The 23,919-nt window shown below is 41.2% G+C and carries 32 protein-coding genes; 14 read left to right on the top strand and 18 right to left on the bottom strand.

The window, feature by feature from the left end; translation table 11 throughout:
• Positions 1 to 64 precede the first annotated feature (64 nt).
• On the top strand, positions 65 to 1,984 hold the full coding sequence (gene tet(M) / locus SORDD24_RS00380) for a tetracycline resistance ribosomal protection protein Tet(M) (protein ID WP_000691743.1): 1,920 nt from the start codon (positions 65 to 67) through the stop codon (positions 1,982 to 1,984).
• 118 nt (positions 1,985 to 2,102) lie between these two features.
• Entirely contained in the window at positions 2,103 to 2,270 is a 168-nt protein-coding gene (locus tag SORDD24_RS10690) for a cysteine-rich KTR domain-containing protein (protein WP_000336323.1), read from the top strand.
• Positions 2,271 to 2,329: 59 nt separating this feature from the next.
• Here the strand turns inward: SORDD24_RS10690 and SORDD24_RS00375 are convergent, their stop codons facing one another.
• A complete protein-coding gene (locus SORDD24_RS00375) occupies positions 2,330 to 2,683 on the bottom strand; it encodes a helix-turn-helix transcriptional regulator (protein ID WP_001227347.1) in 354 nt (117 codons plus the stop codon).
• A 504-nt stretch (positions 2,684 to 3,187) separates the two neighbouring features.
• On the opposite strand from SORDD24_RS00375, the gene SORDD24_RS00370 reads away from it, so the two are divergent.
• Together SORDD24_RS00370 and SORDD24_RS00365 are read left to right on the top strand one after the other, a co-directional pair.
• Positions 3,188 to 3,610 (top strand): sigma-70 family RNA polymerase sigma factor, encoded by a 423-nt coding sequence (locus SORDD24_RS00370; protein ID WP_000804599.1) that lies wholly within the window; start codon positions 3,188 to 3,190, stop codon positions 3,608 to 3,610.
• A complete protein-coding gene (locus SORDD24_RS00365; protein WP_061406559.1) occupies positions 3,607 to 3,837 on the top strand; it encodes a helix-turn-helix domain-containing protein in 231 nt (76 codons plus the stop codon). The genes SORDD24_RS00370 and SORDD24_RS00365 overlap by 4 nt, the downstream gene beginning before the upstream one ends.
• Positions 3,838 to 4,062: 225 nt before the next feature.
• Here the strand turns inward: SORDD24_RS00365 and SORDD24_RS11435 are convergent, their stop codons facing one another.
• Entirely contained in the window at positions 4,063 to 4,314 is a 252-nt protein-coding gene (locus tag SORDD24_RS11435) for a hypothetical protein (protein ID WP_001845478.1), read from the bottom strand.
• On the opposite strand from SORDD24_RS11435, the gene SORDD24_RS00360 reads away from it, so the two are divergent.
• Positions 4,298 to 4,501 carry an excisionase gene (locus SORDD24_RS00360; protein ID WP_000814511.1) on the top strand — a complete coding sequence of 68 codons (204 nt, stop codon included), beginning with the start codon at positions 4,298 to 4,300 and terminating at the stop codon, positions 4,499 to 4,501. The two genes, SORDD24_RS11435 and SORDD24_RS00360, sit on opposite strands and share 17 nt — an antisense overlap.
• A gap of 81 nt (positions 4,502 to 4,582) precedes the next feature.
• The gene (locus SORDD24_RS00355; RefSeq protein WP_001291561.1) at positions 4,583 to 5,800 is read left to right on the top strand and encodes a tyrosine-type recombinase/integrase; all 1,218 of its coding nucleotides are present in this window, start codon (positions 4,583 to 4,585) and stop codon (positions 5,798 to 5,800) included.
• 236 nt (positions 5,801 to 6,036) lie between these two features.
• On the opposite strand, the gene der is transcribed toward SORDD24_RS00355, so the two are convergent.
• From der to nrdR, 5 genes are read right to left on the bottom strand one after another with little or no spacing between them, the layout of a single operon-like run.
• Complete coding sequence (gene der / locus SORDD24_RS00350) at positions 6,037 to 7,347, bottom strand: ribosome biogenesis GTPase Der (RefSeq protein ID WP_061406557.1); 1,311 nt, start codon at positions 7,345 to 7,347, stop codon at positions 6,037 to 6,039.
• Positions 7,348 to 7,360: 13 nt separating this feature from the next.
• A complete protein-coding gene (locus SORDD24_RS00345; RefSeq protein ID WP_061406555.1) occupies positions 7,361 to 8,074 on the bottom strand; it encodes an NADPH-dependent oxidoreductase in 714 nt (237 codons plus the stop codon).
• The gene (gene dnaI, locus SORDD24_RS00340) at positions 8,071 to 8,967 is read right to left on the bottom strand and encodes a primosomal protein DnaI (RefSeq protein WP_061406553.1); all 897 of its coding nucleotides are present in this window, start codon (positions 8,965 to 8,967) and stop codon (positions 8,071 to 8,073) included. The genes SORDD24_RS00345 and dnaI overlap by 4 nt, the downstream gene beginning before the upstream one ends.
• Complete coding sequence (locus tag SORDD24_RS00335) at positions 8,968 to 10,131, bottom strand: DnaD domain protein (RefSeq protein WP_061406551.1); 1,164 nt, start codon at positions 10,129 to 10,131, stop codon at positions 8,968 to 8,970.
• Complete coding sequence (gene nrdR / locus SORDD24_RS00330) at positions 10,132 to 10,605, bottom strand: transcriptional regulator NrdR (RefSeq protein ID WP_001203676.1); 474 nt, start codon at positions 10,603 to 10,605, stop codon at positions 10,132 to 10,134. It lies immediately after the preceding gene.
• Between the two features lie 140 nt (positions 10,606 to 10,745).
• Between nrdR and SORDD24_RS00325 the strand changes: the two genes are divergently transcribed.
• Genes SORDD24_RS00325 through SORDD24_RS00315 form a run of 3 tightly spaced genes read left to right on the top strand, consistent with a single transcriptional unit; the run spans position 10,746 to position 12,555 of the window.
• Complete coding sequence (locus SORDD24_RS00325; RefSeq protein ID WP_000119123.1) at positions 10,746 to 11,111, top strand: GntR family transcriptional regulator; 366 nt, start codon at positions 10,746 to 10,748, stop codon at positions 11,109 to 11,111.
• Between the two features lie 4 nt (positions 11,112 to 11,115).
• Positions 11,116 to 11,811 (top strand): ABC transporter ATP-binding protein, encoded by a 696-nt coding sequence (locus tag SORDD24_RS00320; RefSeq protein WP_061406549.1) that lies wholly within the window; start codon positions 11,116 to 11,118, stop codon positions 11,809 to 11,811.
• A 15-nt stretch (positions 11,812 to 11,826) separates the two neighbouring features.
• Complete coding sequence (locus SORDD24_RS00315) at positions 11,827 to 12,555, top strand: hypothetical protein (RefSeq protein ID WP_061406547.1); 729 nt, start codon at positions 11,827 to 11,829, stop codon at positions 12,553 to 12,555.
• 31 nt (positions 12,556 to 12,586) lie between these two features.
• Here the strand turns inward: SORDD24_RS00315 and SORDD24_RS00310 are convergent, their stop codons facing one another.
• Together SORDD24_RS00310 and SORDD24_RS00305 are read right to left on the bottom strand one after the other, a co-directional pair.
• Positions 12,587 to 13,282, bottom strand: coding sequence for an LrgB family protein (locus SORDD24_RS00310; RefSeq protein WP_061406545.1), 696 nt, complete (start codon positions 13,280 to 13,282; stop codon positions 12,587 to 12,589).
• Positions 13,279 to 13,653 (bottom strand): CidA/LrgA family protein, encoded by a 375-nt coding sequence (locus SORDD24_RS00305; RefSeq protein ID WP_061407832.1) that lies wholly within the window; start codon positions 13,651 to 13,653, stop codon positions 13,279 to 13,281. The genes SORDD24_RS00310 and SORDD24_RS00305 overlap by 4 nt, the downstream gene beginning before the upstream one ends.
• A 196-nt stretch (positions 13,654 to 13,849) precedes the next feature.
• On the opposite strand from SORDD24_RS00305, the gene SORDD24_RS00300 reads away from it, so the two are divergent.
• From SORDD24_RS00300 to trxA, 3 genes are all read left to right on the top strand, one after another.
• Positions 13,850 to 14,230 carry a MarR family winged helix-turn-helix transcriptional regulator gene (locus SORDD24_RS00300; RefSeq protein WP_061406543.1) on the top strand — a complete coding sequence of 127 codons (381 nt, stop codon included), beginning with the start codon at positions 13,850 to 13,852 and terminating at the stop codon, positions 14,228 to 14,230.
• A gap of 100 nt (positions 14,231 to 14,330) precedes the next feature.
• Positions 14,331 to 14,552: a DUF4649 family protein gene (locus tag SORDD24_RS00295; RefSeq protein WP_000570263.1), complete on the top strand. Its 222-nt coding sequence runs from the start codon at positions 14,331 to 14,333 to the stop codon at positions 14,550 to 14,552.
• A gap of 14 nt (positions 14,553 to 14,566) precedes the next feature.
• On the top strand, positions 14,567 to 14,881 hold the full coding sequence (gene trxA / locus SORDD24_RS00290) for a thioredoxin (RefSeq protein ID WP_061406541.1): 315 nt from the start codon (positions 14,567 to 14,569) through the stop codon (positions 14,879 to 14,881).
• A 94-nt stretch (positions 14,882 to 14,975) separates the two neighbouring features.
• On the opposite strand, the gene SORDD24_RS00285 is transcribed toward trxA, so the two are convergent.
• A complete protein-coding gene (locus SORDD24_RS00285) occupies positions 14,976 to 15,644 on the bottom strand; it encodes an MIP/aquaporin family protein (RefSeq protein WP_061406539.1) in 669 nt (222 codons plus the stop codon).
• Positions 15,645 to 15,790: 146 nt separating this feature from the next.
• Entirely contained in the window at positions 15,791 to 16,138 is a 348-nt protein-coding gene (locus SORDD24_RS00280; RefSeq protein WP_001133066.1) for a winged helix-turn-helix transcriptional regulator, read from the bottom strand.
• Positions 16,139 to 16,290: 152 nt separating this feature from the next.
• Here SORDD24_RS00280 and SORDD24_RS00275 point away from each other — a divergent pair, with 152 nt between their 5' ends.
• Positions 16,291 to 16,680 carry a nuclear transport factor 2 family protein gene (locus tag SORDD24_RS00275; protein ID WP_061406537.1) on the top strand — a complete coding sequence of 130 codons (390 nt, stop codon included), beginning with the start codon at positions 16,291 to 16,293 and terminating at the stop codon, positions 16,678 to 16,680.
• A gap of 168 nt (positions 16,681 to 16,848) precedes the next feature.
• On the opposite strand, the gene pepF is transcribed toward SORDD24_RS00275, so the two are convergent.
• The 7 genes from pepF to SORDD24_RS00240 all read right to left on the bottom strand — a co-directional run bounded on the left by pepF (position 16,849) and on the right by SORDD24_RS00240 (position 22,944).
• A complete protein-coding gene (gene pepF / locus SORDD24_RS00270; protein ID WP_061406535.1) occupies positions 16,849 to 18,645 on the bottom strand; it encodes an oligoendopeptidase F in 1,797 nt (598 codons plus the stop codon).
• A gap of 10 nt (positions 18,646 to 18,655) precedes the next feature.
• Complete coding sequence (locus tag SORDD24_RS00265; RefSeq protein WP_061406533.1) at positions 18,656 to 19,399, bottom strand: 16S rRNA (uracil(1498)-N(3))-methyltransferase; 744 nt, start codon at positions 19,397 to 19,399, stop codon at positions 18,656 to 18,658.
• A gap of 1 nt (position 19,400) precedes the next feature.
• A complete protein-coding gene (gene prmA, locus SORDD24_RS00260) occupies positions 19,401 to 20,351 on the bottom strand; it encodes a 50S ribosomal protein L11 methyltransferase (RefSeq protein WP_081103471.1) in 951 nt (316 codons plus the stop codon).
• 137 nt (positions 20,352 to 20,488) lie between these two features.
• Positions 20,489 to 20,962: a GNAT family N-acetyltransferase gene (locus tag SORDD24_RS00255; RefSeq protein WP_061406531.1), complete on the bottom strand. Its 474-nt coding sequence runs from the start codon at positions 20,960 to 20,962 to the stop codon at positions 20,489 to 20,491.
• Positions 20,955 to 21,386, bottom strand: a complete 432-nt coding sequence (locus tag SORDD24_RS00250) for an NUDIX hydrolase (RefSeq protein WP_061406529.1) — start codon at positions 21,384 to 21,386, stop codon at positions 20,955 to 20,957. Before SORDD24_RS00250 ends, SORDD24_RS00255 begins: the two co-directional genes overlap by 8 nt.
• 1 nt (position 21,387) lies before the next feature.
• A complete protein-coding gene (locus tag SORDD24_RS00245; RefSeq protein ID WP_061406526.1) occupies positions 21,388 to 22,455 on the bottom strand; it encodes a site-2 protease family protein in 1,068 nt (355 codons plus the stop codon).
• Positions 22,456 to 22,473: 18 nt separating this feature from the next.
• Positions 22,474 to 22,944, bottom strand: a complete 471-nt coding sequence (locus SORDD24_RS00240; protein ID WP_061406524.1) for a DUF3013 family protein — start codon at positions 22,942 to 22,944, stop codon at positions 22,474 to 22,476.
• 115 nt (positions 22,945 to 23,059) lie between these two features.
• Here SORDD24_RS00240 and SORDD24_RS11430 point away from each other — a divergent pair.
• The coding region (locus tag SORDD24_RS11430; RefSeq protein WP_231082675.1) for an AAA family ATPase at positions 23,060 to 23,919 on the top strand (860 nt) is incomplete at its 3' end.

Below are 23,919 nucleotides of genomic sequence, written 5' to 3'. Positions count from 1 at the left end.
TGATAAAAGTATTTATCACTGGGATTTTTATGCCCTTTTGGGTTTTTGAATGGAGGAAAATCACATGAAAATTATTAATATTGGAGTTTTAGCTCATGTTGATGCAGGAAAAACTACCTTAACAGAAAGCTTATTATATAACAGTGGAGCGATTACAGAATTAGGAAGCGTGGACAAAGGTACAACGAGGACGGATAATACGCTTTTAGAACGTCAGAGAGGAATTACAATTCAGACAGGAATAACCTCTTTTCAGTGGGAAAATACGAAGGTGAACATCATAGACACGCCAGGACATATGGATTTCTTAGCAGAAGTATATCGTTCATTATCAGTTTTAGATGGGGCAATTCTACTGATTTCTGCAAAAGATGGCGTACAAGCACAAACTCGTATATTATTTCATGCACTTAGGAAAATGGGGATTCCCACAATCTTTTTTATCAATAAGATTGACCAAAATGGAATTGATTTATCAACGGTTTATCAGGATATTAAAGAGAAACTTTCTGCCGAAATTGTAATCAAACAGAAGGTAGAACTGTATCCTAATATGTGTGTGACGAACTTTACCGAATCTGAACAATGGGATACGGTAATAGAGGGAAACGATGACCTTTTAGAGAAATATATGTCCGGTAAATCATTAGAAGCATTGGAACTCGAACAAGAGGAAAGCATAAGATTTCAGAATTGTTCTCTGTTCCCTGTTTATCACGGAAGTGCAAAAAACAATATAGGGATTGATAACCTTATAGAAGTGATTACGAATAAATTTTATTCATCAACACATCGAGGTCAGTCTGAACTTTGCGGAAAAGTTTTCAAAATTGAGTATTCGGAAAAAAGACAGCGTCTTGCATATATACGTCTTTATAGTGGCGTACTGCATTTGCGAGATTCGGTTAGAATATCGGAAAAGGAAAAAATAAAAATTACAGAAATGTATACTTCAATAAATGGTGAATTATGTAAAATTGATAAGGCTTATTCCGGGGAAATTGTTATTTTGCAGAATGAGTTTTTGAAGTTAAATAGTGTTCTTGGAGATACAAAGCTATTGCCACAGAGAGAGAGAATTGAAAATCCCCTCCCTCTGCTGCAAACGACTGTTGAACCGAGCAAACCTCAACAAAGGGAAATGTTACTTGATGCACTTTTAGAAATCTCCGACAGTGACCCGCTTCTGCGATATTATGTGGATTCTGCGACACATGAAATCATACTTTCTTTCTTAGGGAAAGTACAAATGGAAGTGACTTGTGCTCTGCTGCAAGAAAAGTATCATGTGGAGATAGAAATAAAAGAGCCTACAGTCATTTATATGGAAAGACCGTTAAAAAAAGCAGAGTATACCATTCACATCGAAGTTCCACCGAATCCTTTCTGGGCTTCCATTGGTCTATCTGTAGCACAGCTTCCATTAGGGAGCGGAGTACAGTATGAGAGCTCGGTTTCTCTTGGATACTTAAATCAATCGTTTCAAAATGCAGTTATGGAGGGGATACGCTATGGCTGTGAACAAGGATTGTATGGTTGGAATGTGACGGACTGTAAAATCTGTTTTAAGTATGGCTTATACTATAGCCCTGTTAGTACCCCAGCAGATTTTCGGATGCTTGCTCCTATTGTATTGGAACAAGTCTTAAAAAAAGCTGGAACAGAATTGTTAGAGCCATATCTTAGTTTTAAAATTTATGCGCCACAGGAATATCTTTCACGAGCATACAACGATGCTCCTAAATATTGTGCGAACATCGTAGACACTCAATTGAAAAATAATGAGGTCATTCTTAGTGGAGAAATCCCTGCTCGGTGTATTCAAGAATATCGTAGTGATTTAACTTTCTTTACAAATGGACGTAGTGTTTGTTTAACAGAGTTAAAAGGGTACCATGTTACTACCGGTGAACCTGTTTGCCAGCCCCGTCGTCCAAATAGTCGGATAGATAAAGTACGATATATGTTCAATAAAATAACTTAGTGTATTTTATGTTGTTATATAAATATGGTTTCTTGTTAAATAAGATGAAATATTCTTTAATAAAGATTTGAATTAAAGTGTAAAGGAGGAGATAGTTATTATAAACTACAAGTGGATATTGTGTCCTGTATGTGGAAATAAAACACGATTAAAGATAAGGGAAGATACTGAATTAAAAAAATTCCCCCTCTATTGTCCGAAATGCAGACAAGAAAATTTAATTGAAATAAAGCAGTTCAAAGTAACTGTGATTACAGAGCCAGACGCAAAGACGCAGAGCCGATAAAATGAGATTAATACAATCTCATTTTATCGGCTCTTTCCGTTATGTATGGATTCTTTTAATTAGTCTTCGATGTTTCTTGCTTCGTTGATACCGCTGGCTAAAGATTCCATTAAGGATAGTTCTTTGTCTGTAAAGCTATCCATGTATTTCTCTATCTGTAATCGTCGGGTGCTTTTTACCAAGTTATTAGCAGGTAAGAAAAATTCATCAACGGAAACATGAAGTAACGATACAAGGTCATAAAGAACTTGTATGCTGGGGTGTTGCCCCTTATTTTCAATATTAGTTAAGTAACGTGGGTCAATTTCAATCAATGCTCCCACTTGTTCACGAGTTAAACCTCGTTTCAATCGAGCTTCTTTAATGGCTAAACCAAAGGCTCTAAAATCATATTTATCTTCTTTTTTACGCATAGTAGACCACCTCTATACATTTTACTGTTCCTATTGAATTAGAAACAGGTATAGAAAAACATGTTATATAGTTTATAGGTTCATATTTAATAAAAAGCACTACTAAACGCCAATAAAAAAAACCGTTATATGGTAGTGCTATTTATGCTGTTAAAATATTGTATCTTACTTCCAAATGGCGGTTTGTTGGAGGTCAAAGTCGCCATGAAGTATATCACATACAATCAAGTTCCCCACATTGAGTATTTATCAAAAAAAGTCGTCTATCTGCAATAGATAAGTACGTCCACCAATGTGGTTTTATAAATCATATAGATAGAAAAATAAAAGCATGTAAACAGAGAAATCAATCTGTTTGTGTGCTTTTTTGGTTATTCAGAACTTTTTTACAAAGTTTATTCATCAGTAATGCAACAAATCCCCCTTTCACATTGGGACTAAGAGTGAAAGGAGATAAAAGAGCAAGGCTCACTTCCTTTCCTAGACAGAAAGGGGGTGAGAAACATGAAACCATCTTTTTTTCAGACCACAATAGAAAATCAGTTTGACTATATCTGTAAACGTGCTATGGAAGACGAGCGAAAGAATTATCTGCTTTATCTTTCAAGGATCGCAAAGCGTGAAGTGTCCTTTTCGGATGTTGGCGATTATCTTGTTAGCCAGTTTGCGACAACAGATAACTATTCAACTGACTTTCAGATTTTTACACTCAATGGAATATCAGTTGGTGTTGAAAATGATTTATTGAGTGAAGCATTACGTGAGTTGCCAGACAAGAAACGTGAAATTCTACTGCTGTTTTACTTTATGGACATGAGCGATTCAGAAATTGCAGACCTGTTGAAATTGAACCGTTCTACTGTCTATCGGCATAGAACCAGTGGACTAGCCTTAATCAAAAAGTTTATGGAGGAATTTGAAGAATGAAAACACAATATCCTATGATTCCCTTTCCTCTCATTGTAAAGGCAACAGATGGCGATACAGAAGCGATTAACCAGATTCTACATCATTACAGAGGGTACATAACGAAGCGTTCCCTACGACTTATGAAAGATGAATATGGCAATCAAAGTATGGTCTTTGATGAAGTCTTACGTGGAAGAATGGAAACCAGACTGATTACAAAGATTCTGTCATTTGAAATTAAGTAATAACCTCTCTCTTTTCGTGGAAGCGTGCCATACTATTCCACGCTTCCCGAACAGGGAGGTTTGTTATTCCATCAAAGCATATTGAGCTTTCAATGTGTTTTGATAGGCTAACGAGCCATTGTTCTTTGAAAACTGAATAAAAGTAATTGAATACGTTTCGATAAGAAAAGAGCCAACGGAGCTAACCGCCATGACCTATCTTATAAAGATAGCGAGCGATTCATGTTAGTGATCCGAGAAGCAATCTTTAGCAGGATTGCCTGCAACGACATTCTTATCGTGATAATGATACTCCCATACAGTCAATAGTCCGAGCGTGATAAAACCGTCGCAGGCAATGAGTATGGCTACATGAGAACCATGCAGGGGTGGAACTCCCGTGAGCTTTGCTAAAGCTGTTCGATTGCTGGTAAAACAACTTTTATGAAATCCAAATAAGTGATTTGGAAAGGAGGATTTTATGAAGCAGACTGACATTCCTATTTGGGAACGTTATACCCTAACCATTGAAGAAGCGTCAAAATATTTTCGTATTGGCGAAAACAAGCTACGACGCTTGGCAGAGGAAAATAAAAATGCAAATTGGCTGATTATGAATGGCAATCGTATTCAGATTAAACGAAAACAATTTGAAAAAATTATAGATACATTGGACGCAATCTAGCGTCGCCAAAGGGTCTTGTATATGATAAAATAGTATTAAGTCGTATCAAGGCTCTTTCCATAAAGGAAAGGAGCAAATGCCATGTCAGAAAAAAGACGTGACAATAAAGGTCGAATCTTAAAGACTGGAGAGAGCCAACGAAAAGACGGAAGATACTTATACAAATATATAGATTCATTTGGAGAACCGCAATTTGTTTACTCGTGGAAACTTGTGGCTACAGACCGAGTACCAGCAGGAAAGCGTGATTGTATCTCACTTAGAGAGAAAATCGCAGAGTTACAGAAAGACATTCATGATGGTATTGATGTTGTAGGAAAGAAAATGACACTCTGCCAGCTTTACGCAAAACAGAACGCTCAAAGACCAAAGGTTAGAAAAAACACTGAAACTGGACGCAAATATCTTATGGATATTTTGAAGAAAGACAAGTTAGGTGTAAGAAGTATTGACAGTATTAAGCCATCAGACGCTAAAGAATGGGCTATTAGAATGAGTGAAAATGGTTATGCTTATCAAACCATCAATAACTACAAACGTTCTTTAAAGGCTTCATTCTATATTGCTATACAAGATGATTGTGTTCGGAAGAATCCATTTGACTTTCAACTGAAAGCAGTTCTTGATGATGATACTGTCCCTAAGACCGTACTAACAGAAGAACAGGAAGAAAAACTGTTAGCCTTTGCAAAAGCTGATAAAACCTACAGCAAAAATTATGATGAAATTCTGATACTCTTAAAAACAGGTCTTCGTATTTCAGAGTTTGGTGGTTTGACACTTCCAGATTTAGATTTTGAGAATCGTCTTGTCAATATAGACCATCAGCTATTGAGAGATACTGAAATTGGGTACTACATTGAAACACCAAAGACCAAAAGTGGCGAACGTCAAGTTCCTATGGTTGAAGAAGCCTATCAAGCATTTAAGCGAGTGTTAGCGAATCGAAAGAATGATAAGCGTGTTGAGATTGATGGATATAGTGATTTCCTCTTTCTTAATAGAAAGAACTATCCAAAAGTGGCAAGTGATTACAACGGCATGATGAAAGGTCTTGTTAAGAAATACAATAAGTATAACGAGGATAAATTGCCACACATCACTCCACATAGTTTGCGACATACATTCTGTACCAACTATGCAAATGCAGGAATGAATCCAAAGGCATTACAGTACATTATGGGACATGCTAATATAGCCATGACGCTGAACTATTACGCACATGCAACATTCGATTCTGCAATGGCAGAAATGAAACGCTTGAATAAAGAGAAGCAACAGGAGCGTCTTGTTGCTTAGTAGTACAAATGAATTTACTACTTATTTACCACTTCTGACAGCTAAGACATGAGGAAATATGCAAAGAAACGTGAAGTATCTTCCTACAGTAAAAATACTCGAAAGCACATAGAATAAGGCTTTACGAGCATTTAAGAAAATATAAAAAGATAATTAGAAATTTATACTTTGTTTCAAAGAAAAAGAAGACAGACTAGTCTTCTTTTCAGTTATTCTTATTGAAAAATAAGCAAGGCTTACTTGCGTTTTCTTGCGATCAAATGAATCGGGGTTCCTTCAAAGACAAAGGCCTTGCGGATTTGATTTTCCAAGAAACGCAAGTAAGAGAAGTGCATGAGTTCTTCTTCGTTGACAAAGATGACAAAGGTTGGTGGCTTGGTTGCCACTTGAGTTGCGTAGAAAATCTTGAGTCGTTTTCCTTTGTCTGTCGGTGTTGGATTGATGGCAATGGCATCCATAATCACATCGTTCAAGACAGCTGATGGGATACGGGTGTTTTGGCTTTCACTGATTTGCTTGATCATCTGAGGTAGTTTGTGGAGACGTTGCTTGGTCAAAGCTGAAACAAAGACAATCGGTGCATAAGGCAGGTATTGGAACTGCTCACGGATGTCTTCTTCCCAGTTCTTCATGGTATGGTTGTCTTTCTCAAGTGTATCCCACTTGTTGACCACGATGATCATTCCTTTACCCGCTTCGTGGGCGAAACCTGCGATACGCTTGTCGTACTCACGAATACCTTCTTCGGCATTGAGAACCATCAAGACCACATCGGAACGGTCAATAGCACGCATAGCACGCATGACAGAATATTTCTCCGTATTTTCGTAGACTTTACCAGACTTCCGCATACCAGCTGTATCAATCATGGTAAACTCTTGTCCATCAGCATCTGTAAAATGGGTATCAATGGCATCGCGCGTTGTTCCAGCTACTGGACTAGCAATCACACGGTCTTCTCCCAAAATGGCGTTGATCAAACTTGATTTTCCAACGTTTGGACGTCCAATTAAGCTGAATTTAATCACATCTGGATTTTCTTCTTCGACTTCATGTGGTAGATTTTCCACGATGGCATCCAGTACATCACCCGTACCAATACCGTGGACAGATGAAATTGGCAACGGTTCACCTAAGCCTAGTGCATAGAAATCAAAGATATCATTTCGCATCTTAGGATTGTCAACCTTGTTAACGGCAAGGATAACAGGTTTATGGGTTTTATAGAGTTTACGAGCTACGTACTCGTCCGCATCTGTAATCCCTTCTTTACCAGAAACGACAAAGACGATGACATCTGCTTCTTCCATAGCAATTTCTGCCTGGTGTTTGATTTGCTCCATAAAGGGAGCGTCGACGTCGTCAATCCCTCCAGTATCAATCATACTGAAAGAACGGTTGAGCCACTCACCCGTTGCATAGATACGGTCACGTGTCACACCCTCGACATCTTCTACGATTGAGATTCGCTCACCAGCGATTCGGTTAAATAGGGTTGATTTCCCAACATTGGGACGTCCTACAATGGCAACAGTTGGTAAGGCCATGTTTTCTCACTTTCTACAATAACTTTTTCTGTTCTAGATTCTTCCGAGTTGAACTAGGTTCGGCTTGGCCAAACTGCTCTGCCAAACGCTGACTCCAAGAGGTCGTCGCACGCGCACCAGCATAGTCTGCCTGTACTTGGTCATAGTCCAAAATCGCTTCAACTGGCTGTTCTTGGTATTCTTCTTCAAATACCACTTGGTTCAAAGGCAGTCTTGGTTTGACATCGTGTTGTTGATCTGGCACGCCAAGGGCAATCCCAAAAACGGGGTAGGTATAGTCAGGCAAGTTAAAAAGCGCTGCCACTTCTTCCGACTTGTAACGAACCAAACCGATAATCACACCACCATATCCCAGACTCTCAGCCGCAAGCAAGGTATTTTGCCCAGCAAGAGCAGCATCCACAGATGTGATGAGGAGACCTTCCACTCCTTGGGGTTGGAAAGTGTCCGTATGAAGGTTTGCTCCCTTTTCAGCTCGGTTCAAATCACCAACAAAAAGCAGGAAAGCAGCTGACTGGCGAATGGCTTCCTGAGGAACCAATTCATATAAGGCATCTTTCTTCTCTTGACTACGTACAAGAATCACAGAGTAGGATTGGAAATTTTTCCAAGATGACGCCATTTGTCCAGCAGTCAAAATCTCGTCCAAGTCCGCTTGAGGAATTTCTTGCTCCTTAAAGCGACGAACTGAAGTATGAGCTTTCATCAGTTTAATGGTTTCTGTCATCGGCGATTTTCTCCCTCTAGTCTTGTCTCCTCTGCTAAATAGCGGATCCTTTCCATAACCCGTCTAGCTTCCCAAGTCTCATCATTTCCATTCTTTCCTTTGGCAAAATGTTTTTCCAAATCTTGAAAATTAAAGTTGGAAGTAAAGAAGGTCGGCAAATCTTCCTGCATGCGGTACTGGAGAATAACTTGGAGAATCTCATCACGCACCCAAGGAGTCGACTGTTCTGCACCAATATCATCCAAGACCAGGACCTCTGCTAACTTGATGTCATCCACCAAGGTCTTCACTGATCCTTCACCGATGGCATTTTTCACATCAATGACAAAACTTGGATAGTGGAGAATGGTTGTTGAAGCACCACGTTTTTCAGATAGGTCATGGGCAAGAGCCGCCATCATGAAACTCTTACCGACACCAAAATCTCCATAAAGATAGAGACCTTTTCGGATACTTGGGTAAAGGTCAACAAAGGCATAGAGTCTCTCAAAAATCGGCAAACGACCTAGATCATCTAGGTCAATCTGAGCCAATTTCGCTTTCTTGAGACTTGCTGGTAGATTGATCAACTTGAGACGATTCTTGATTGCCGCCTCTTTTTCAGCCACGATTAGTTCTGGTGTTTCTTCATAAGATACATCTGCATAGCCGTGATTCATGACCAAGATAGGCTTGTAGCCACGCGCTATATAGTCAGCATCCCCACGAAGAAACTTGTCCCGTTCTGTGATATATTGGTTGAACTTGGAAATGCTACGATTTAACTCCTCTTGGCTGAGGGATTCTTTCTGGATAAAAGCCGCTACATCGGGGTCCTTCATGATCTGCTGGACCAAGTCCTGATACTGAAAACGACTTGTCTGACGTTTGATTACATCACCAACACTTTCCATCTAGTCTCCTCCTTCTTCTAATCGGGCTAACATTTCTTGTTTTTTGCGTTCTAGTTCCAGACGAGTTTCCTCACTGGTTTGATTCTTGTATTCTGGATTACTCCACTTAGGAACATTTGTCTTAGTCGAGCTCGTTTTCGATTTCTGGTCTTCCTGGCCTTTTTGCTGACGCTCTCGAATCCGAAGCACGGCTTCCTCTGCTGTCCGAATCTTGCGATAGGCATAGTCGTTTGCGACTTTCATGGCATATTTTTCATTGACATTAGCCGAATCAACCTTGTTAAAGGTTAAAAGCAAGACGATATTGATGACTTCGTCCAACAAGCCTAAAGACGCCATCTGGTGAAGGAGTTCTCTTTCACTTTGGGTGATGTTCCCCTTGCGCGTTTGCTTGATTTCGGCTAAAAATTCTAGGGGAGTTTTATTTTTGGCTTCCCTGATAATGGTCATTTCTTTTGGGCTAAAGTCAGAAGACGCTGGTTTTTGTGCTATCTTTTCACGCATGCGTTTGACTGAAATAACCTGAGCCACCGCTGTCGCCTTGGCTAATTGATAAGTTTCAAACCAAGTCCATTTTTTTTCATCTGCGATGGCAAACAATTCCAAAACATCCGCCTGCTCGTCTTCAAAACGCAAGCCATCTCGAGCCATCAGGCGCTGAAAATGTTCCAAGTCAAAATCGTTTTTTAACTTGCTTTTAGACTCGGTTGAAGTCACTTCTTCGGTCAGTTTTGGAAATACTTGGCTCAAAGAAACAGAGAGTGCTTCTCCCTCACTTGGAGCCTGCTTCATAGCAGAAACAGCTGTATCCCCAATCTTTTTTTCTAACAGTCTGCTATAGACAGAATGACTTAAAAAATCCTGAATAGGTAGGGGAGAATGAAGCTGTAACTCATAGACCTCCCCTTTCTGATAAAGGGTCAACAAATCCAAAGCAGATAAGATTTTAAAGGATTGGAGCAAGGTCGGCATGCCAAAGTTTAAGTGGTTGAGGATATGGGAAAAGAGATGCTCCTTTTGCCCACCATCCCAAAAGGTAATGGCATATAGATAGAGGCTCAGTGCCTCCTGACCGATAATCGGGAGGTAGCACTGCACCAGAGAAGAGGTATCTTGCGACACCCGATTATTCTTTAGAAAAGAAAAACGGTCATTTGGTTTCATCTATTTTTCCTTTTTCTTTTTAGAGGACTGGGTAATTTGCTGGAGCAGACTCTCCAACTCACTCACATCCTTAAAGCTACGGTAAACACTGGCAAAACGGACATAGGTAATCTCATCCAGCTCTGCCAATTCTTCCATGACTAAGGACCCAATATATTCACTTTGGATCTCATTCTCACTGCGACTACGGAGTTTTTGCTCGATGCGATTGACCACCATACCGATTTCATCACTTGAAACAGGGCGTTTCTGGGCCGAGCGGATAATCCCATTAAAGATCTTATCTCTCGAAAACTGCTCTCGCGTACCGTCTTTTTTGACGACAACCAGCGTTCTTTCTTCTACTCGTTCATAGGTTGTAAAACGATGCTGACACTCGTCGCACTCACGTCTTCGGCGGATGGTATTTCCTTCTTCGGCTTGTCGACTATCAACAACACTAGACTTGGTAGCCCCACATTTTGGACAACGCATGCATTTCCCTCCTTGTCGTTTTCTTTTCATTATACCATTTTTTGAGCAATTCCCAAAACAATTCTTATTTTTACTTGACAAGTTTTTTGTTTTATTGTATTATTTGATTAGAACAAGAAAGACAAAGAAAGGAGACTATGATGTCCTGGTCATTTGATAATACAAAACCGATTTATTTACAGATTATGGAAAAAATCAAACTACAGATTGTTTCCCATGAACTGGAACCCAACCAACAGCTCCCAACCGTGAGAGAACTGGCGAGCCAGGCTGGGGTCAATCCCAATACCATCCAGCGCGCCTTATCTGACCTTGAACGTGAAGGATTTGTATACAGCAAGCGAACAACTGGTCGTTTTGTCACCGAGGATTTGGACCTCATTGTTCAGTCCCGCAAACAACTTTCCGAGGAGCAACTGCAACACTTCGTCTCTTGTATGCTTCAATTTGGCTACAAAAAAGAAGAACTGCCAAATGTATTAAGTGATTATATCAAAGGAGTTTAAGACTATGACATTATTAGCACTTGAGAATGTATCAAAATCTTATGGAGCAACTGCGGCACTTGACAATATCTCACTAGAGATCTCAGCCGGAAAGATTGTCGGACTCCTTGGACCAAACGGATCCGGAAAAACAACCTTGATCAAACTGATCAATGGCCTCCTTCAGCCCGATAAAGGACGTGTCCTCATTAACGGACAGGATCCAAGTCCAGCCACCAAGGCGATTGTCTCTTATCTGCCTGACACAACTTATCTCAATGAAGAGATGAAGGTCAAGGATGCTCTAACCTATTTTAAAACCTTCTATCAGGATTTTAATCTCGATAGAGCCCAACACCTGTTAGCTGATCTTGGCATTGATGAGAACAACCGCCTCAAGAAACTATCAAAAGGGAACAAGGAAAAAGTTCAACTCATTCTGGTTATGAGCCGCGAAGCTCGTCTTTATGTCCTCGATGAACCGATCGGTGGAGTGGATCCAGCTGCCCGTGATTATATCCTCAATACCATCATCAACAACTACTCACCAACCTCAACGGTACTGATTTCAACCCACTTAATTTCAGATATTGAACCAATCTTGGATGAGATTATCTTCCTCAAAGACGGAAAAGTCGTCCGCCAAGGCAATGTTGATGATATTCGTTACGAGTCAGGTGAATCCATTGACCAGCTCTTCCGTCAAGAGTTCAAGGCTTAGTTAAAGGAGATTATTATGTTTTGGAATTTAGTTCGTTATGAATTTAAAAATATCAATAAATGGTATCTGGCACTCTACGGTGCTGTGCTTGCAATTTCAGTTTTGATTGGAATTTTTATTAGCAGTCTTAGTCCTAGTTACAACCCTGATAATACAGGCTATCTCATTTTCTTTTTGATTTTAGTCTTCGGGGGACTCAGCGTCACTCTTTGGATTGCAACAATCTTTTTAATCATCCGAAGATTTAAGGGTAGTGTCTATGACCGCCAAGGTTACTTGACCTTGACTTTGCCTGTCTCTGAACACCAAATTATTACTGCAAAACTCTTCAGTGCCCTTGTCTGGTCCATCTTAAGCTATATCGTCTTTATCTTAAGTATATTGATTATCATTTTCTTAACACCAATAGAAAAAGACTTCACTTCCCTCTATAACTTCATTTCTCCTTACCTCAGCCACGGTGGACTTTATGCGGTCTCACTACTTGTCAGCTCGATCTCCTGGATCTTGTCCATCTACCTCGCAATCTCGATCGGTCAACTCTTTAATGAGTATCGAACAGCTATGGGGATTCTAGCCTATATCGTCATTGCCATCGTTATTGGTTATATCACCTTCTTCTTACGAATTGAAAATGACTTTCATACGATGATTGGAGTAGAAATCCTTCGTGATCTCGTTCTAGCGACGATCTATTACCTCGGAACCTACTACATCTTGAAAAACAAGGTTAACTTGCAATAAAAAATGCCCAGCTAGAAAGCTGGGTTTTTCTTTAACTCAATATCAAGCTGGCTACAATGGGGCTGACAAAAACATAAAGAATACCAGTGATACCGATAGCCAAGCCACCCATGGCTCCTGCTACAGAGCCGTAGCGAAGGGCGGTTCCCGTTCCGACAGCATGACCTGTCCCACCGAGGGAAAGTCCAACAGCCACTGGATCATCAATCTTCAACCACTTCAAAAGGGTGGGGCCAATCACACTGGTCAAAATCCCTGTGGCCACTACGACGACCAAGGTCACAGTCGTCAAACCCTGCAATTTTTCTGTGATTCCCACTGCCATGGCGGTTGTCACTGACTTGGGAAAGAGAGAAATGGCTAGAAAAAAGTCCATACCAAAGATTTTCGCAACTAAGGCCGTAAAACTAGTATTGACAATCACTGCTAACAGACTACCAAAGAGAATACTCCGAGCATGATGTTTCATCAGGTGAAAACTCTTATAAAGCGGAATCCCTAGAGCCACGGTCGATGGGACTATCAAGTTGTTCAGATAAACCCCACCTTGATAGTAGTCTTGGTAAGAAATACCAGTCACCTTGAGAAAAATAATGATAAAAACAGCTGACAAAAGCAAGGGCGTTGTCAAAGGATGGGGAAAACGTCTGTAAATCAACATCCCTACTAGATAAGCTAGGATAGATAATGCAATCCCAAATAGAGGATTGGATACAAATTCACTCATTTCGTTTCTCCCTTCTCATAATCTCCCTCAAATCGTCTCTTGATAAACTGAACTACTAGGGCGATGAGGACAATGTTAATGACAGCCGCAAAAAAGACAATCAAAACAATGGGCAAGAGATAAGGAGCAATCACATCAAACTTCTCCATGATTCCCACTGCTGGCGGCAAAAAGAGAATGGTCATATTGGCCAGCAAGAAATTCCCGACCATGTTGACATGCCTGGTTCTCAACCACTTGAATTGTAGGGCTAGAAAGAGAATAATCAAACCAATAATACTGCCTGGGATGGGCAGATGTAAGAAACTAGAAATTCCCTCTCCGATTAGAGAAATCACAAAGAGAATCATTAATTGAACATATAATTTCATCCTAAACTCCACAAAATAGACTTCTTGCATACCAGTTTACTCTTTTTTCAGAAAATTTCAAGGAAATATCGCAATTCTTCTTTCTTGCAAGGATTAGTTAAAAGTAGTATAATCATTGCATGCGCAATCATCTTGTGTTGCAAGAACAGTCAGTCATGACTTTGCTATTTTTACTTTGAAAAGAAAGGAGAAAGCAATGACCTATCTGGAAAAGTGGTTTGACTATAACCGCCGTCAAAAGGAAATGGAAGCGTTGTTGGAAGAAACTATTGCCCAGCAGAGTGAACAAAGGTTGACCTTGAAAGAGTTTTACCTGCTCTACTATCTGGATCTAGCTGATGAAAAATCCTTACGACAGATTGATTTACCCGATAAACTCCATCTTAGTCCGAGCGCTGTTTCTCGAATGGTGGCCCGACTAGAAGAGAAAAACTGCGGTTTGCTTAGTCGCCGATGTTGTGATCAGGATAGACGGGCTAGTTTTATCTGCCTGACTGACGAGGGACAAACAACCCTAGCTTACCTGCAAAAGGCCGTCGAAGAAAGTCTGGAAACGAGTCTTGATTTCATTTCTTAATCAGATTTTTTAAAAAAGTTGCGTGCGCAATCATTTTTCTTGACATTCCTCTTTTCAAGGAGTACAATAAAGTCAAGATCAAACAACAAAGGAGTTTTATATGATCGAAATTACCTATCTAGACGCCAGTAAGCAAGAGAGAACCATGACTTTCGAGTCATACCAAGACTTTGAACGTTCTCAACACGCCTGCCTTATCGGCGTTGCGGATTACTACACTGTCCAAAAATTAACCTACAATGGTCATGATTTGGACTACCATGGGACTTATGGAGATGTCTTCTTCTATCTCATGAAACAAGATTTAAGCCAATATAATTAAAAAGGAGAAATACAATGGCAAAAGCAATTACAGATGCAACATTTGAACAAGAAACAAAAGACGGTTTGGTCTTGGTAGACTTCTGGGCAACTTGGTGTGGTCCATGTCGTATGCAAGGTCCAATCTTGGACAAATTGTCTGAAGAACTTTCAGAAGATGTCTTGAAAATCGTTAAAATGGACGTTGATGAAAATCCAAACACAGCTCGTGCTTTTGGAATCATGTCTATCCCAACCCTTCTCTTCAAAAAAGATGGCCAAGTGGTAAAACAAGTTGCTGGAGTACACACTTCAGAACAAATCAAGGCTATCGTTGCTGAATTGAGCTAATCACGAAACACTCCCATTCAAAAAGGGAGTGCTTTTTGTTTGCATAGAAAAAGCCCTGTTCCTCAAACTGAGAACAGGACTCTTTTTTCGTTTCTTATTCTTCTGTTCCAAGGCAGTTTTTCGCAACAAGGGCTGCAAGAACGCCACCAACGATTGGAGCAAGGATAAAAATCCAAACTTGTTCAAGAGCTGCGCCACCAACCAAGACAGCTGGAGCCAAACTACGAGCTGGGTTTACTGAAAGTCCAGTGATGTTCAATCCTACAAGGATCATAGCCATCAAGGACAAACCGATTACCAAACCAGCAATCGCGCCATTTCCTTTGGTTGCTGATGTTACAGTCATGATAACCAAAACAAACAAGAAAGTTGCGATGACTTCAAACAAGAAACCACCAAAGACAGTGACACCGTTTGCCAAGGCATTTTCACCAAGACTAGCAGTTGACATGCCTGAGTTAGACAAGAGGAAGAATACCGCAGCTGACGCAAGGAAAGCTCCAACTACTTGTCCAAGGATGTAGTTTACAAGCTCTGAAGATGACAAACGTTTGTTTACAAACATCGCAATCGAAACCGCTGGGTTCAAGTGAGCCCCTGAAACAGTTCCGATTGAGAAAGCTGCAACTACAATTGCCAAACCAAAGGCAAAAGCAATTCCAAGGTGTCCAAGGCCATTAAGACCATTTCCAAAAACAACAGCTCCTGTTCCAATGAACACAAGCATAAATGTACCGATTAATTCAGCAACAAATTTTTTCATGATAAATCTCCTTTTTTTCAAACTATGTATTAGTCTATCAAAAGAAGGAAAGGGTTTCAAGAAAATTGATTGGAAATTTACTGGTTTGCCTTACTGTCTTTTAATTGAGGGATTCGATAAAAAATACATTCCCTCTATGGGACTTATCAGTTGCCTATCTCATTAGCATTTAGCAACTTAATATAATCCAGACCCCAGTTTTCGACAGCATCTAAAACAACTCTGAATTTCTGCCCCATTTCGGTTAAGCTGTACTCAACTCGTGGGGGAACTTCGGCATAGACCTTTCGTTGAACAATCTTATCCTTTTCTAATTGACGGAGATGACGGGTCAAAATAGTTTGAGTAATCCCAGGCAATAATCTCTGCAATTCTTTAAATCGTTTTGTACCCGTACTCAACTGATAAATGATTACCAGTGCCCATTTCCCTGTTAAAACCCTCTGCGTTGTCGCAAATGGACAAATACCATACTCACTCACTTTATTTGGCATAAAATATCTTCTTTCTATTTTTTTTAAAAAAAATTTATCTTTTAGTAGCAACAATAGTACTAGTTTTGATACCAGCTATCGAAAAAGTGTCTACTTGTTTTTTAGATTGTAACTGTTACAATTATATCATAAAAAAGAAATGGAGAATATATATGTCAACAAACTTAGAAATTTTCAATGCTTATAACCAAGCTTTAATTGCTGGTGACTTTCCTGGTGTCTTTGAAACTATGGCAGACGATATTGTCTGGCATCAACCTGGTAATCATAGTATATCTGGTTCAGTTGTTGGTAAGGACAAGCTAGGATCTCACCTATCTACATTTGCTGAGAAAACTCATGGAACCTTTAAGGTGATAACAAATTGGGTTTCTGACAATAAGGATTTAATCGCAGCTAATGTTACTTTTCTCGGAACACGTGCTGATGGTACTGAACTCAATATGAACGGGATTGACCTCTTCCGTATTGAAGACGGAAAAATCAAAGAAGTTTGGCTCTTCTCTTCAGATCAAGCTGAAGAAGATAGCTTTTGGGAATAATTTAAGAGACCGGGACAAAAAATTTTGATTTTAGGAATTCTTTATTATAAATTTTTAAAATCGATAGATTAGAAAAAAAGCGAACAAGATAGTATTCTGAGTGTCAGATAACTCGTTTTGTTCGCTTTTTATATTTAAGGTTAGACTTTTGTCCCAGACTCTTTTAATTTACTCTCCCAACTCTGCACTGTAGGCGATAATCTGGTCAACTGTATCAGACAAGAACTGAATGGTATCACGAAGTGGTTTGTCTGTTGAGATATCCGCTCCAATAATCATGGCTGACTCAAGTGGTGTCTTACTGCCACCTGATTTGAGAAGATTGAGCCAATCTTCAGCTCCAGTTTCTGAATGTTTCAGATGAAGGTAACCCGCTGTCGAGATGACTAGTCCAGCTGAGTAGGTGTAGCTATACAAGCCCATATAGTAGTGAGCTTGACGCATCCAAGTCAAAGCCGCATCGTCGTCAATTTCAATGGCATCTCCCCAGAAATCCGTCAAGACTTCCTTCATAATGCTGTTAAGCTTGCTTGCTCCGAAGGTTTCTCCTTCTTCAATCAATGTATAAACCTTGCGCTGGAAGGCTGCTTCCAAGAGGTGAGTAATAAAGTTATGGAAGTAGGTGTCTGTCAAACGGTGAGCAAGGGCAAAGCGTTTTTGACGCGGATCATCAGACTGATGTTCCAAATAATCACTTAAAAGCAATTCATTGAAGGTTGATGGCGCTTCAACATAGTAGGTCGACATATGGGCATTGAAGTAACTTTGGTGATTGTCAGAAAAGATGAATTGACCAGAATGCCCGATCTCATGAATCAAAGTATAGACATCGCTCAAACGGCCTGTCCAGCTCATAAGGACATAAGGGTGCACGCGATATGGATCCGCCGCATACCCACCAGAATCCTTGCCACTATTGGCAGCAAAGTCCACCCAGCGTTCTTCTTGATAGCGAGCAACTTCCTGACAATATTCTTGTCCCAAAGGTTCTACTGACTTCATGACCAAATCATAGGCATCATCAATAGTCACTTCTGGATTCAGGGCGCTGTCCAAGTCCAATTTCCAGTCTGCAAAAGTCATCTTTTCAAGACCATTCACCTTGGCAACATGCTTGAGGTATCTCTGGGCAACTGGCGCAAATCCCTTCATGATGAGGTCAATCTGGCGGTCAAACATGGCACGGTCCACTTCTTGCTCAGCTAGGAGATAATCAAAGACTGAATCATAGCCCTTCATATCTGCCAACAATTTCTCAGATTTGACTTGGGCCAAATAGGCTGCCGCAGCCGTATTTTGGTGCTTACGGAGTCCCTCTGAGAAAGAACGGAAAGATTTCTCACGAACCTCAGCGTCCTCGTGGTTTTGGTAGAAATTTTCATAGGTAACAAAGCTATTTTTGTAGGTCTTGCCATGGGCTTCAAAGTCAGCCATTTCAAAGTCCCCAGCTCGCATCTTAGTATAAATGTCCTGTGGACTGTAGAAAACTTCACCCAGATTTGTCAAAGCCTTCTCCACATCCGCCCCTAGATAGTGGGCTTTTTTGATTTTGGCCTGACGAATGGCTGCCGTCAAATGTGGCAATTCACCCAAACGGTCCAAGACCTCCTCGTCCGCTGCCACCAAGGCATCGTCAAAGAAGGTCAAGGCTACGCTGGCATCTGTTTCAAATTCCATCCCAGCTTGGGCGATATTGGCGAACTCTTCATTGCTATAGTCTGTCGTCTGAGGCATAAAGGCGTAATTGCCGATATGGCTCATCTGAATATAAATTTGTTCTAATTCCGCAAAAGCCTTCTCAAAATCCTCAAAAGTGTGAAGATTACCCTTGTAATCACGGCTAAATTGGTTGATGTCTTCGCGCGTTTTCTCGATTGCACGCAAGAAATCCTCACGGTCTTGGTATAGGGCGGTTAAATCCCAAAGTTCCTTTTCTGGAAATTCTGAACGGTGTTTTTGTTCCATTTTCTTCCTCTTATTTTTCTAATTCTAATAAAACACTAAGGGCTGATAAGGCGTAAAGTGGCGCTGTTTCTGCTCTTAGAATGCGAGGGCCAAGTCCTGCAAGAACAGCTCCTTTAGATTCAAAACTTTCAATTTCTGCTGGTGAGAGACCGCCTTCTGGCCCAAAGATAAAGAGCAATTTGGCTCCTTTTTCAAGACCAGTGACTGCTTGTAAGAGCGCAGCGGCTTCTCCCTCTTTTGCTGATTCTTCATAGGCCACTACAATAGAGTCAAACTGGTCCAGCTGGGCTAGAAAGTCTGCTTTTTTCTCAAAAAGTTGGATACTTGGGACCAGATTCCGCTTGCTTTGTTCTGCTGCTCCAAGGGCAATTTTTTCTAGTTTTTCGGCTTTCTTGCCCAATTTCTTACCATCCCACTTGGCAACTGACCAGTCGGCAGGGAAGGCCCAGATTTGACTAGCTCCTAGTTCTGTTACTTTCTGAGTAATAAACTCCAGCTTGTCTCCCTTGGGAAAGCCAGATGCGATGGTCACTTGGATTGGCAGTTCCACATTGTCAGCTAATTCTTGAACCAACTCAAACTGACGTGCTTCCACATCAAGCACGCGCGCCAAGCGCTTGACGCCATCATCAAAGACCAAGGTCACCTCATCATCTTCTTTCAAGCGCATGACCTGAAACATATGCTTGCTGGTTTCCTTATCTTCGATAATGACAGGAGAGATTGCACTTCCTTTGACAAAATACTGCTGCATGCTAGCCTCCAATCACACCGGAAATATCCTTGGTTTTCTTAAAGACACAGGCATTCCATTCCCCTTGAATCATGTGAGTTTCAAGGAAAAATCCAGCTGACTCAGCTGACTCGCGCACCATGTCCCACTTGTCCTTGATAATCCCACTCATGATCAGGTAGCCTTCATCCTTGACCAAGTGATAAGCATCCTCTGTCAGATGAATGAGAATATCCGCCAAGATATTAGCCACGATGACATCTGCCTCCATCTCTACCCCCTTGAGCAAATCACCTGGCGCTACATGGATGTTTTCCATGCCGGGATTGAGCTCAATATTCTCCTGAGCGACTCGAACCGCCACATCATCCAGGTCATAGGCGAAGATTTCCTTGGCACCAAGCAGCGAGCTAGCAATGGAGAGGACACCTGAACCTGTCCCCACATCTAGCACTGTTTCTCCACCACGGAGAACCTGCTCCAAGGCAAAGAGGCTCATCTTAGTGGTCGGATGGGTTCCTGTCCCGAAGGCCATACCAGGATCTAGCTTGATAATCTTTTCTCCCGCAGTCGCCTCATAGTCTGTCCAGGACGGTACGATGGTCAAATCATGAGTAATGCGAGCTGGTTCATAGTATTTCTTCCAGTTGTCAGCCCAGTCTTCCTCGGCCAAGGCAGTCGTCCCCATCTTGACCTCACCCAAATCCATAAAATCCGTCAATTCTGCTAGACGAGCCTGCAAATCCGCCTCAACCACTGCTACATCCACCGTATCAGGGTAGTAGGCTGTCACCACGATTTCTTCTTGCTGCTCCACCTCTGGGAAAATCTCGCCAAAACGGTCGACATTTCCTATATAGTCCATGCTGTCTTCAATCGCGACACCCTGTGCTCCCAGCTCAATCAAGAGGTTGGAAACCACTTCCTCCCCCTCACGATTGACCGTTACTTTTAACTCTTGCCATGTTTCCATAATTAAGATACCAAGCCCGTAAAACACAAAGCCAAAATAGGAAATTCTCTGAAGACGCTTGTGTCTAAGAGACGTTTATCTTTTTGGCACAGTGTTTAGGGCGGGTTCAGTTTAGAAATGTAACCGAACCATCCTTTCTATTTGTCAATCAATTTTTTCATGTAGACCATATCCATACCTTCTTTTTCAGGCTCGATATGGGTTGGCTGATAGCCATTTTTCTCATAAAAAGCGACCATGCCCGCATCCTGTAATACCGTACACAAATCCCACAGTTTAATCGTTGGAAATTCCTTTTCCAGTAATCTCAATCCCTCAGAGCCATAACCTTTTCCTTGATACTGGGGCAAAATCGCTGCCGTTCCCAACCAAGCCTCCGTCAATTCCTCATTGGTCTGAACTCGTAAAAATCCGATATTTTCGTCCTTTTCTTTCAAAAAGTAGTAATAACTATTGGGACGCTCAACCAATTTCCACTTGATTCGTTCACGATCCTCTAGGTAGGGATCATACTCATCTTGATATTTCTCATAGACAGCCTTAAAGCTGGCTCTCTGAATTGTAATAATAGTTTCTAAATCTTCCGCTCCTGCTCGTTCTAGTCTAATCATAGTTACTCTCCATATAATCCCTCACCCTATCCTGCAACTGAGGTACAACCTTATCTGAGCCAAGAAATTCCTCAATGCTCATCAGTTTGTAGCCCTGTCCTTCATCGCCAAAGACAATCTTGTCAAACTGTTCCTGCCTTAACTTTCCAACCAGAAAGACGGATTCCTTCCCCTCAAAAAGCATACTTGGGTACATCTTACTCCAGAGCAGGCAATCTTCAGTCAAATGAATTCCCAGCTCTTCATAAACTTCACGCGCTGCGCACTCAAAAGGAGTTTCATCCCCTTCACGGCCACCACCTGGCAATTCCCAGGTATTAGGGAATGGAATGTCTGATTTATTATCGCGTAAGATAGTTAAGAGCTTATCACCACAAAAGAGGGCAATTTTGCAACCTGTAAAATCAGAAATTTCTATTTCCATGTCAAACTCCTTCGGCTAATGCCTTCTCCAACTCTACTGACCAGTTTTCATAATAGCGTTTCTCGTCCCGTAGCATTCGGCTGCTATTCATTTTCTGTCTAGCAATTTTCATAGCCTTGCGAGTTTGAGCTACATCATTCTTAACTTTAAATTGATACCAGGCTTGAATCATTTGCACATCTGCCATTTTTAGAGATAAAAAGGATTTGACTCCTCGATTACTTGCATATTGCTCCGCTTTTTCATTATCTCCTTCTAGCAAGGCGATTTGAAGAAGGTATAGTTGGCAAAAAGTTTCAGACAGCGAGTGTTCTGTTCTCTCTAGTAAAGATTGAAATAGCTTTTTAGCTGCCTCCAAATGACCATCCAATATGAAAACCACTCCCTTAAGAGTTTCAATACTTTCTGCAAAACTCCCTCTCGCATCCTCAGCAACAGGCATAATAAAGTCTTTCAAATCATATTCTTGAGGAGCCAGCAAAGTTTGGGCAGAATGCCTCAACACCAAGTAAGCGTATTTGGTATTTTCAGGGTGTTGTCGCAATTCCCAGATTTTCGCTCCATCGGTGATGCCGACTGGCAAAACGTTGTTTAGGAAGAAAGACAAATTCAGAAAAATCCAAGTACCAGCAAAATACCAGCTTTTTGTCAAAAATCCAAACAATATCGCCAATAAGATCAAGCCGAGATGAACCAGCAAACCTCCTGATAGCATCAGGATGATTCTTTGATCGCTTTCGTCCTCTTTTAAACCAATGTATTGAGCACCAACATTTTTCAGAATGGCTGTTCGACTAAGATGAAACCTGCCTGACTTTTTGGTCAAAAGAAAATGTCCTAATCCAAAAGCCACCAGCCGATAGCCTGTCAAGTAGCCACAAAAAGCATGACCCAACTCATGAAGAATAAAGATTATATACATGCTTAGAAGAGCGAAGGTATAACCAAAAGTAAAGACTAAAACTGCGGAATACCCCAACTCTGCAAATGCGATGGTTCCACAAGCAAAAGCTAGCATAATAAAGACAAAAGCTAGCACATAAACCAAATACGTCCCAAATTTTTTCATACTACCTTCTCCAAACTCCTAATACCTCGGATAAGGATAAAACTCTCCCTCTTCCAAGCCAACTTTTCCTTCTTCAAAGACTTCTTGGTTCCATTCCATGACAAATTCTTCTGCTTCTGGGTCTTCCAAAAAGTCCATGAGCGCATCCAGCCCAACCTCTGCAGTGTCTTTGAGGAATAGCGCAAAATAAGCTAAAAACTCACGAGAAAAACCTTTTTTAGGTAGGTAAGGGATAACTGTCAAATAGTCTTCCTCATCGACTGTTGACTTGGCCGGATTGTAAAAAAGGACTGCTTCTTCAAAGAGAATGTCGTCTGATGACACATCTCCGTCCTCGTCCAGGATCTCTACTCCCGCAGCATTTTGCGCCTCTAATAGAAAACTCACTTCAACCGCATGGTTGCGCTTATCCCAGCTAATCTCAAAGTCAAAAGGAAAGTTCTTGTCCAATTCTTCCTCTAAAACATCTAAAAATCCGTATGTTGCCATTTTGTCCTCTTTCTATGCGACTCTTAAATCGCCCCGAATACTCGGAATTATGCTAAAATAGATACTACCATCTTACCACATATACATCAGAAAATCCATGTTAGAAAGGACTGCTATGCCAGACAATCTCGCACTTCGCATGCGCCCAAAAACCATCGACCAGGTCATCGGTCAAGAGCATCTGGTAGGATCTGGAAAAATTATCCGTCGTATGGTGGAAGCCAATCGTCTGTCCTCCATGATTCTCTACGGACCTCCGGGTATCGGCAAAACCAGTATTGCCTCTGCCATCGCTGGAACGACCAAATATGCCTTTCGGACCTTTAACGCGACAGTGGATAGTAAGAAGCGACTACAAGAAATCGCTGAAGAAGCTAAATTCTCTGGAGGATTAGTCCTGTTACTGGACGAGATTCACCGACTAGATAAAACCAAGCAAGACTTTCTTCTGCCACTCTTGGAAAGTGGTCTGGTTGTCATGATTGGCGCTACAACTGAAAATCCCTTCTTTTCTGTCACTCCAGCCATTCGTAGCCGTGTTCAGATTTTTGAATTGGAACCCTTGTCCAATCAAGATGTCAAAGAAGCGATTCAGATCGCTCTCACTAATCCTGAACGAGGTTTTGACTTCCCAGTGGAGTTGGATGATGAGGTCCTTGATTTTATCGCAACATCTACAAACGGAGACCTGCGTTCTGCCTTTAATTCACTAGATTTGGCTGTTCTCTCTACCCCTGAGAATGACAAGGGCACCCGCCATATCACTCTTGATGTCATGGAAAATAGCTTGCAGAGGAGTTACATTACCATGGACAAGGATGGGGACGGTCACTACGATGTCCTTTCTGCCCTGCAAAAGTCCATCCGCGGCTCAGATGTGGATGCCAGTCTCCACTACGCAGCCCGCTTGATTGAAGCTGGTGATTTGCCTAGCCTCGCTCGTCGCTTGACCGTTATCGCCTATGAAGATATCGG

Origin of the sequence: Streptococcus oralis (assembly GCF_001579175.1) — a bacterium.
GTDB lineage: Bacteria > Bacillota > Bacilli > Lactobacillales > Streptococcaceae > Streptococcus > Streptococcus oralis_O.
Note: the sequence above shows the minus strand (reverse complement) of the source record. Positions and strands in the feature narration are given on the sequence as shown.

Excerpts from the sequence above, each read along its gene's own strand:
- SORDD24_RS00365 (WP_061406559.1), top strand. The coding sequence starts at position 3,607 with ATGAAAACACAATATCCTATGATTCCCTTTCCTCTCATTGTAAAGGCA.
- SORDD24_RS00300 (WP_061406543.1), top strand. The coding sequence starts at position 13,850 with ATGACCTATCTGGAAAAGTGGTTTGACTATAACCGCCGTCAAAAGGAA.
- SORDD24_RS00360 (WP_000814511.1), top strand. The coding sequence starts at position 4,298 with ATGAAGCAGACTGACATTCCTATTTGGGAACGTTATACCCTAACCATT.
- SORDD24_RS00375 (WP_001227347.1), bottom strand. The coding sequence starts at position 2,683 with ATGCGTAAAAAAGAAGATAAATATGATTTTAGAGCCTTTGGTTTAGCC.
- SORDD24_RS11435 (WP_001845478.1), bottom strand. The coding sequence starts at position 4,314 with ATGTCAGTCTGCTTCATAAAATCCTCCTTTCCAAATCACTTATTTGGA.
- SORDD24_RS00335 (WP_061406551.1), bottom strand. The coding sequence starts at position 10,131 with ATGAAACCAAATGACCGTTTTTCTTTTCTAAAGAATAATCGGGTGTCG.
- SORDD24_RS00265 (WP_061406533.1), bottom strand. The coding sequence starts at position 19,399 with ATGCAGCAGTATTTTGTCAAAGGAAGTGCAATCTCTCCTGTCATTATC.
- SORDD24_RS00310 (WP_061406545.1), bottom strand. The coding sequence starts at position 13,282 with ATGAGTGAATTTGTATCCAATCCTCTATTTGGGATTGCATTATCTATC.
- SORDD24_RS00295 (WP_000570263.1), top strand. The coding sequence starts at position 14,331 with ATGATCGAAATTACCTATCTAGACGCCAGTAAGCAAGAGAGAACCATG.
- der (WP_061406557.1), bottom strand. The coding sequence starts at position 7,347 with ATGGCCTTACCAACTGTTGCCATTGTAGGACGTCCCAATGTTGGGAAA.
- nrdR (WP_001203676.1), bottom strand. The coding sequence starts at position 10,605 with ATGCGTTGTCCAAAATGTGGGGCTACCAAGTCTAGTGTTGTTGATAGT.
- SORDD24_RS00285 (WP_061406539.1), bottom strand. The coding sequence starts at position 15,644 with ATGAAAAAATTTGTTGCTGAATTAATCGGTACATTTATGCTTGTGTTC.
- SORDD24_RS00325 (WP_000119123.1), top strand. The coding sequence starts at position 10,746 with ATGTCCTGGTCATTTGATAATACAAAACCGATTTATTTACAGATTATG.
- SORDD24_RS00315 (WP_061406547.1), top strand. The coding sequence starts at position 11,827 with ATGTTTTGGAATTTAGTTCGTTATGAATTTAAAAATATCAATAAATGG.
- SORDD24_RS00355 (WP_001291561.1), top strand. The coding sequence starts at position 4,583 with ATGTCAGAAAAAAGACGTGACAATAAAGGTCGAATCTTAAAGACTGGA.
- SORDD24_RS00255 (WP_061406531.1), bottom strand. The coding sequence starts at position 20,962 with ATGATTAGACTAGAACGAGCAGGAGCGGAAGATTTAGAAACTATTATT.
- dnaI (WP_061406553.1), bottom strand. The coding sequence starts at position 8,967 with ATGGAAAGTGTTGGTGATGTAATCAAACGTCAGACAAGTCGTTTTCAG.
- SORDD24_RS00320 (WP_061406549.1), top strand. The coding sequence starts at position 11,116 with ATGACATTATTAGCACTTGAGAATGTATCAAAATCTTATGGAGCAACT.
- SORDD24_RS00280 (WP_001133066.1), bottom strand. The coding sequence starts at position 16,138 with ATGCCAAATAAAGTGAGTGAGTATGGTATTTGTCCATTTGCGACAACG.
- SORDD24_RS00240 (WP_061406524.1), bottom strand. The coding sequence starts at position 22,944 with ATGGCAACATACGGATTTTTAGATGTTTTAGAGGAAGAATTGGACAAG.
- prmA (WP_081103471.1), bottom strand. The coding sequence starts at position 20,351 with ATGGAAACATGGCAAGAGTTAAAAGTAACGGTCAATCGTGAGGGGGAG.
- SORDD24_RS00250 (WP_061406529.1), bottom strand. The coding sequence starts at position 21,386 with ATGGAAATAGAAATTTCTGATTTTACAGGTTGCAAAATTGCCCTCTTT.
- SORDD24_RS00275 (WP_061406537.1), top strand. The coding sequence starts at position 16,291 with ATGTCAACAAACTTAGAAATTTTCAATGCTTATAACCAAGCTTTAATT.
- SORDD24_RS00345 (WP_061406555.1), bottom strand. The coding sequence starts at position 8,074 with ATGACAGAAACCATTAAACTGATGAAAGCTCATACTTCAGTTCGTCGC.
- SORDD24_RS00370 (WP_000804599.1), top strand. The coding sequence starts at position 3,188 with ATGAAACCATCTTTTTTTCAGACCACAATAGAAAATCAGTTTGACTAT.
- trxA (WP_061406541.1), top strand. The coding sequence starts at position 14,567 with ATGGCAAAAGCAATTACAGATGCAACATTTGAACAAGAAACAAAAGAC.
- pepF (WP_061406535.1), bottom strand. The coding sequence starts at position 18,645 with ATGGAACAAAAACACCGTTCAGAATTTCCAGAAAAGGAACTTTGGGAT.
- SORDD24_RS00305 (WP_061407832.1), bottom strand. The coding sequence starts at position 13,653 with ATGAAATTATATGTTCAATTAATGATTCTCTTTGTGATTTCTCTAATC.
- SORDD24_RS00245 (WP_061406526.1), bottom strand. The coding sequence starts at position 22,455 with ATGAAAAAATTTGGGACGTATTTGGTTTATGTGCTAGCTTTTGTCTTT.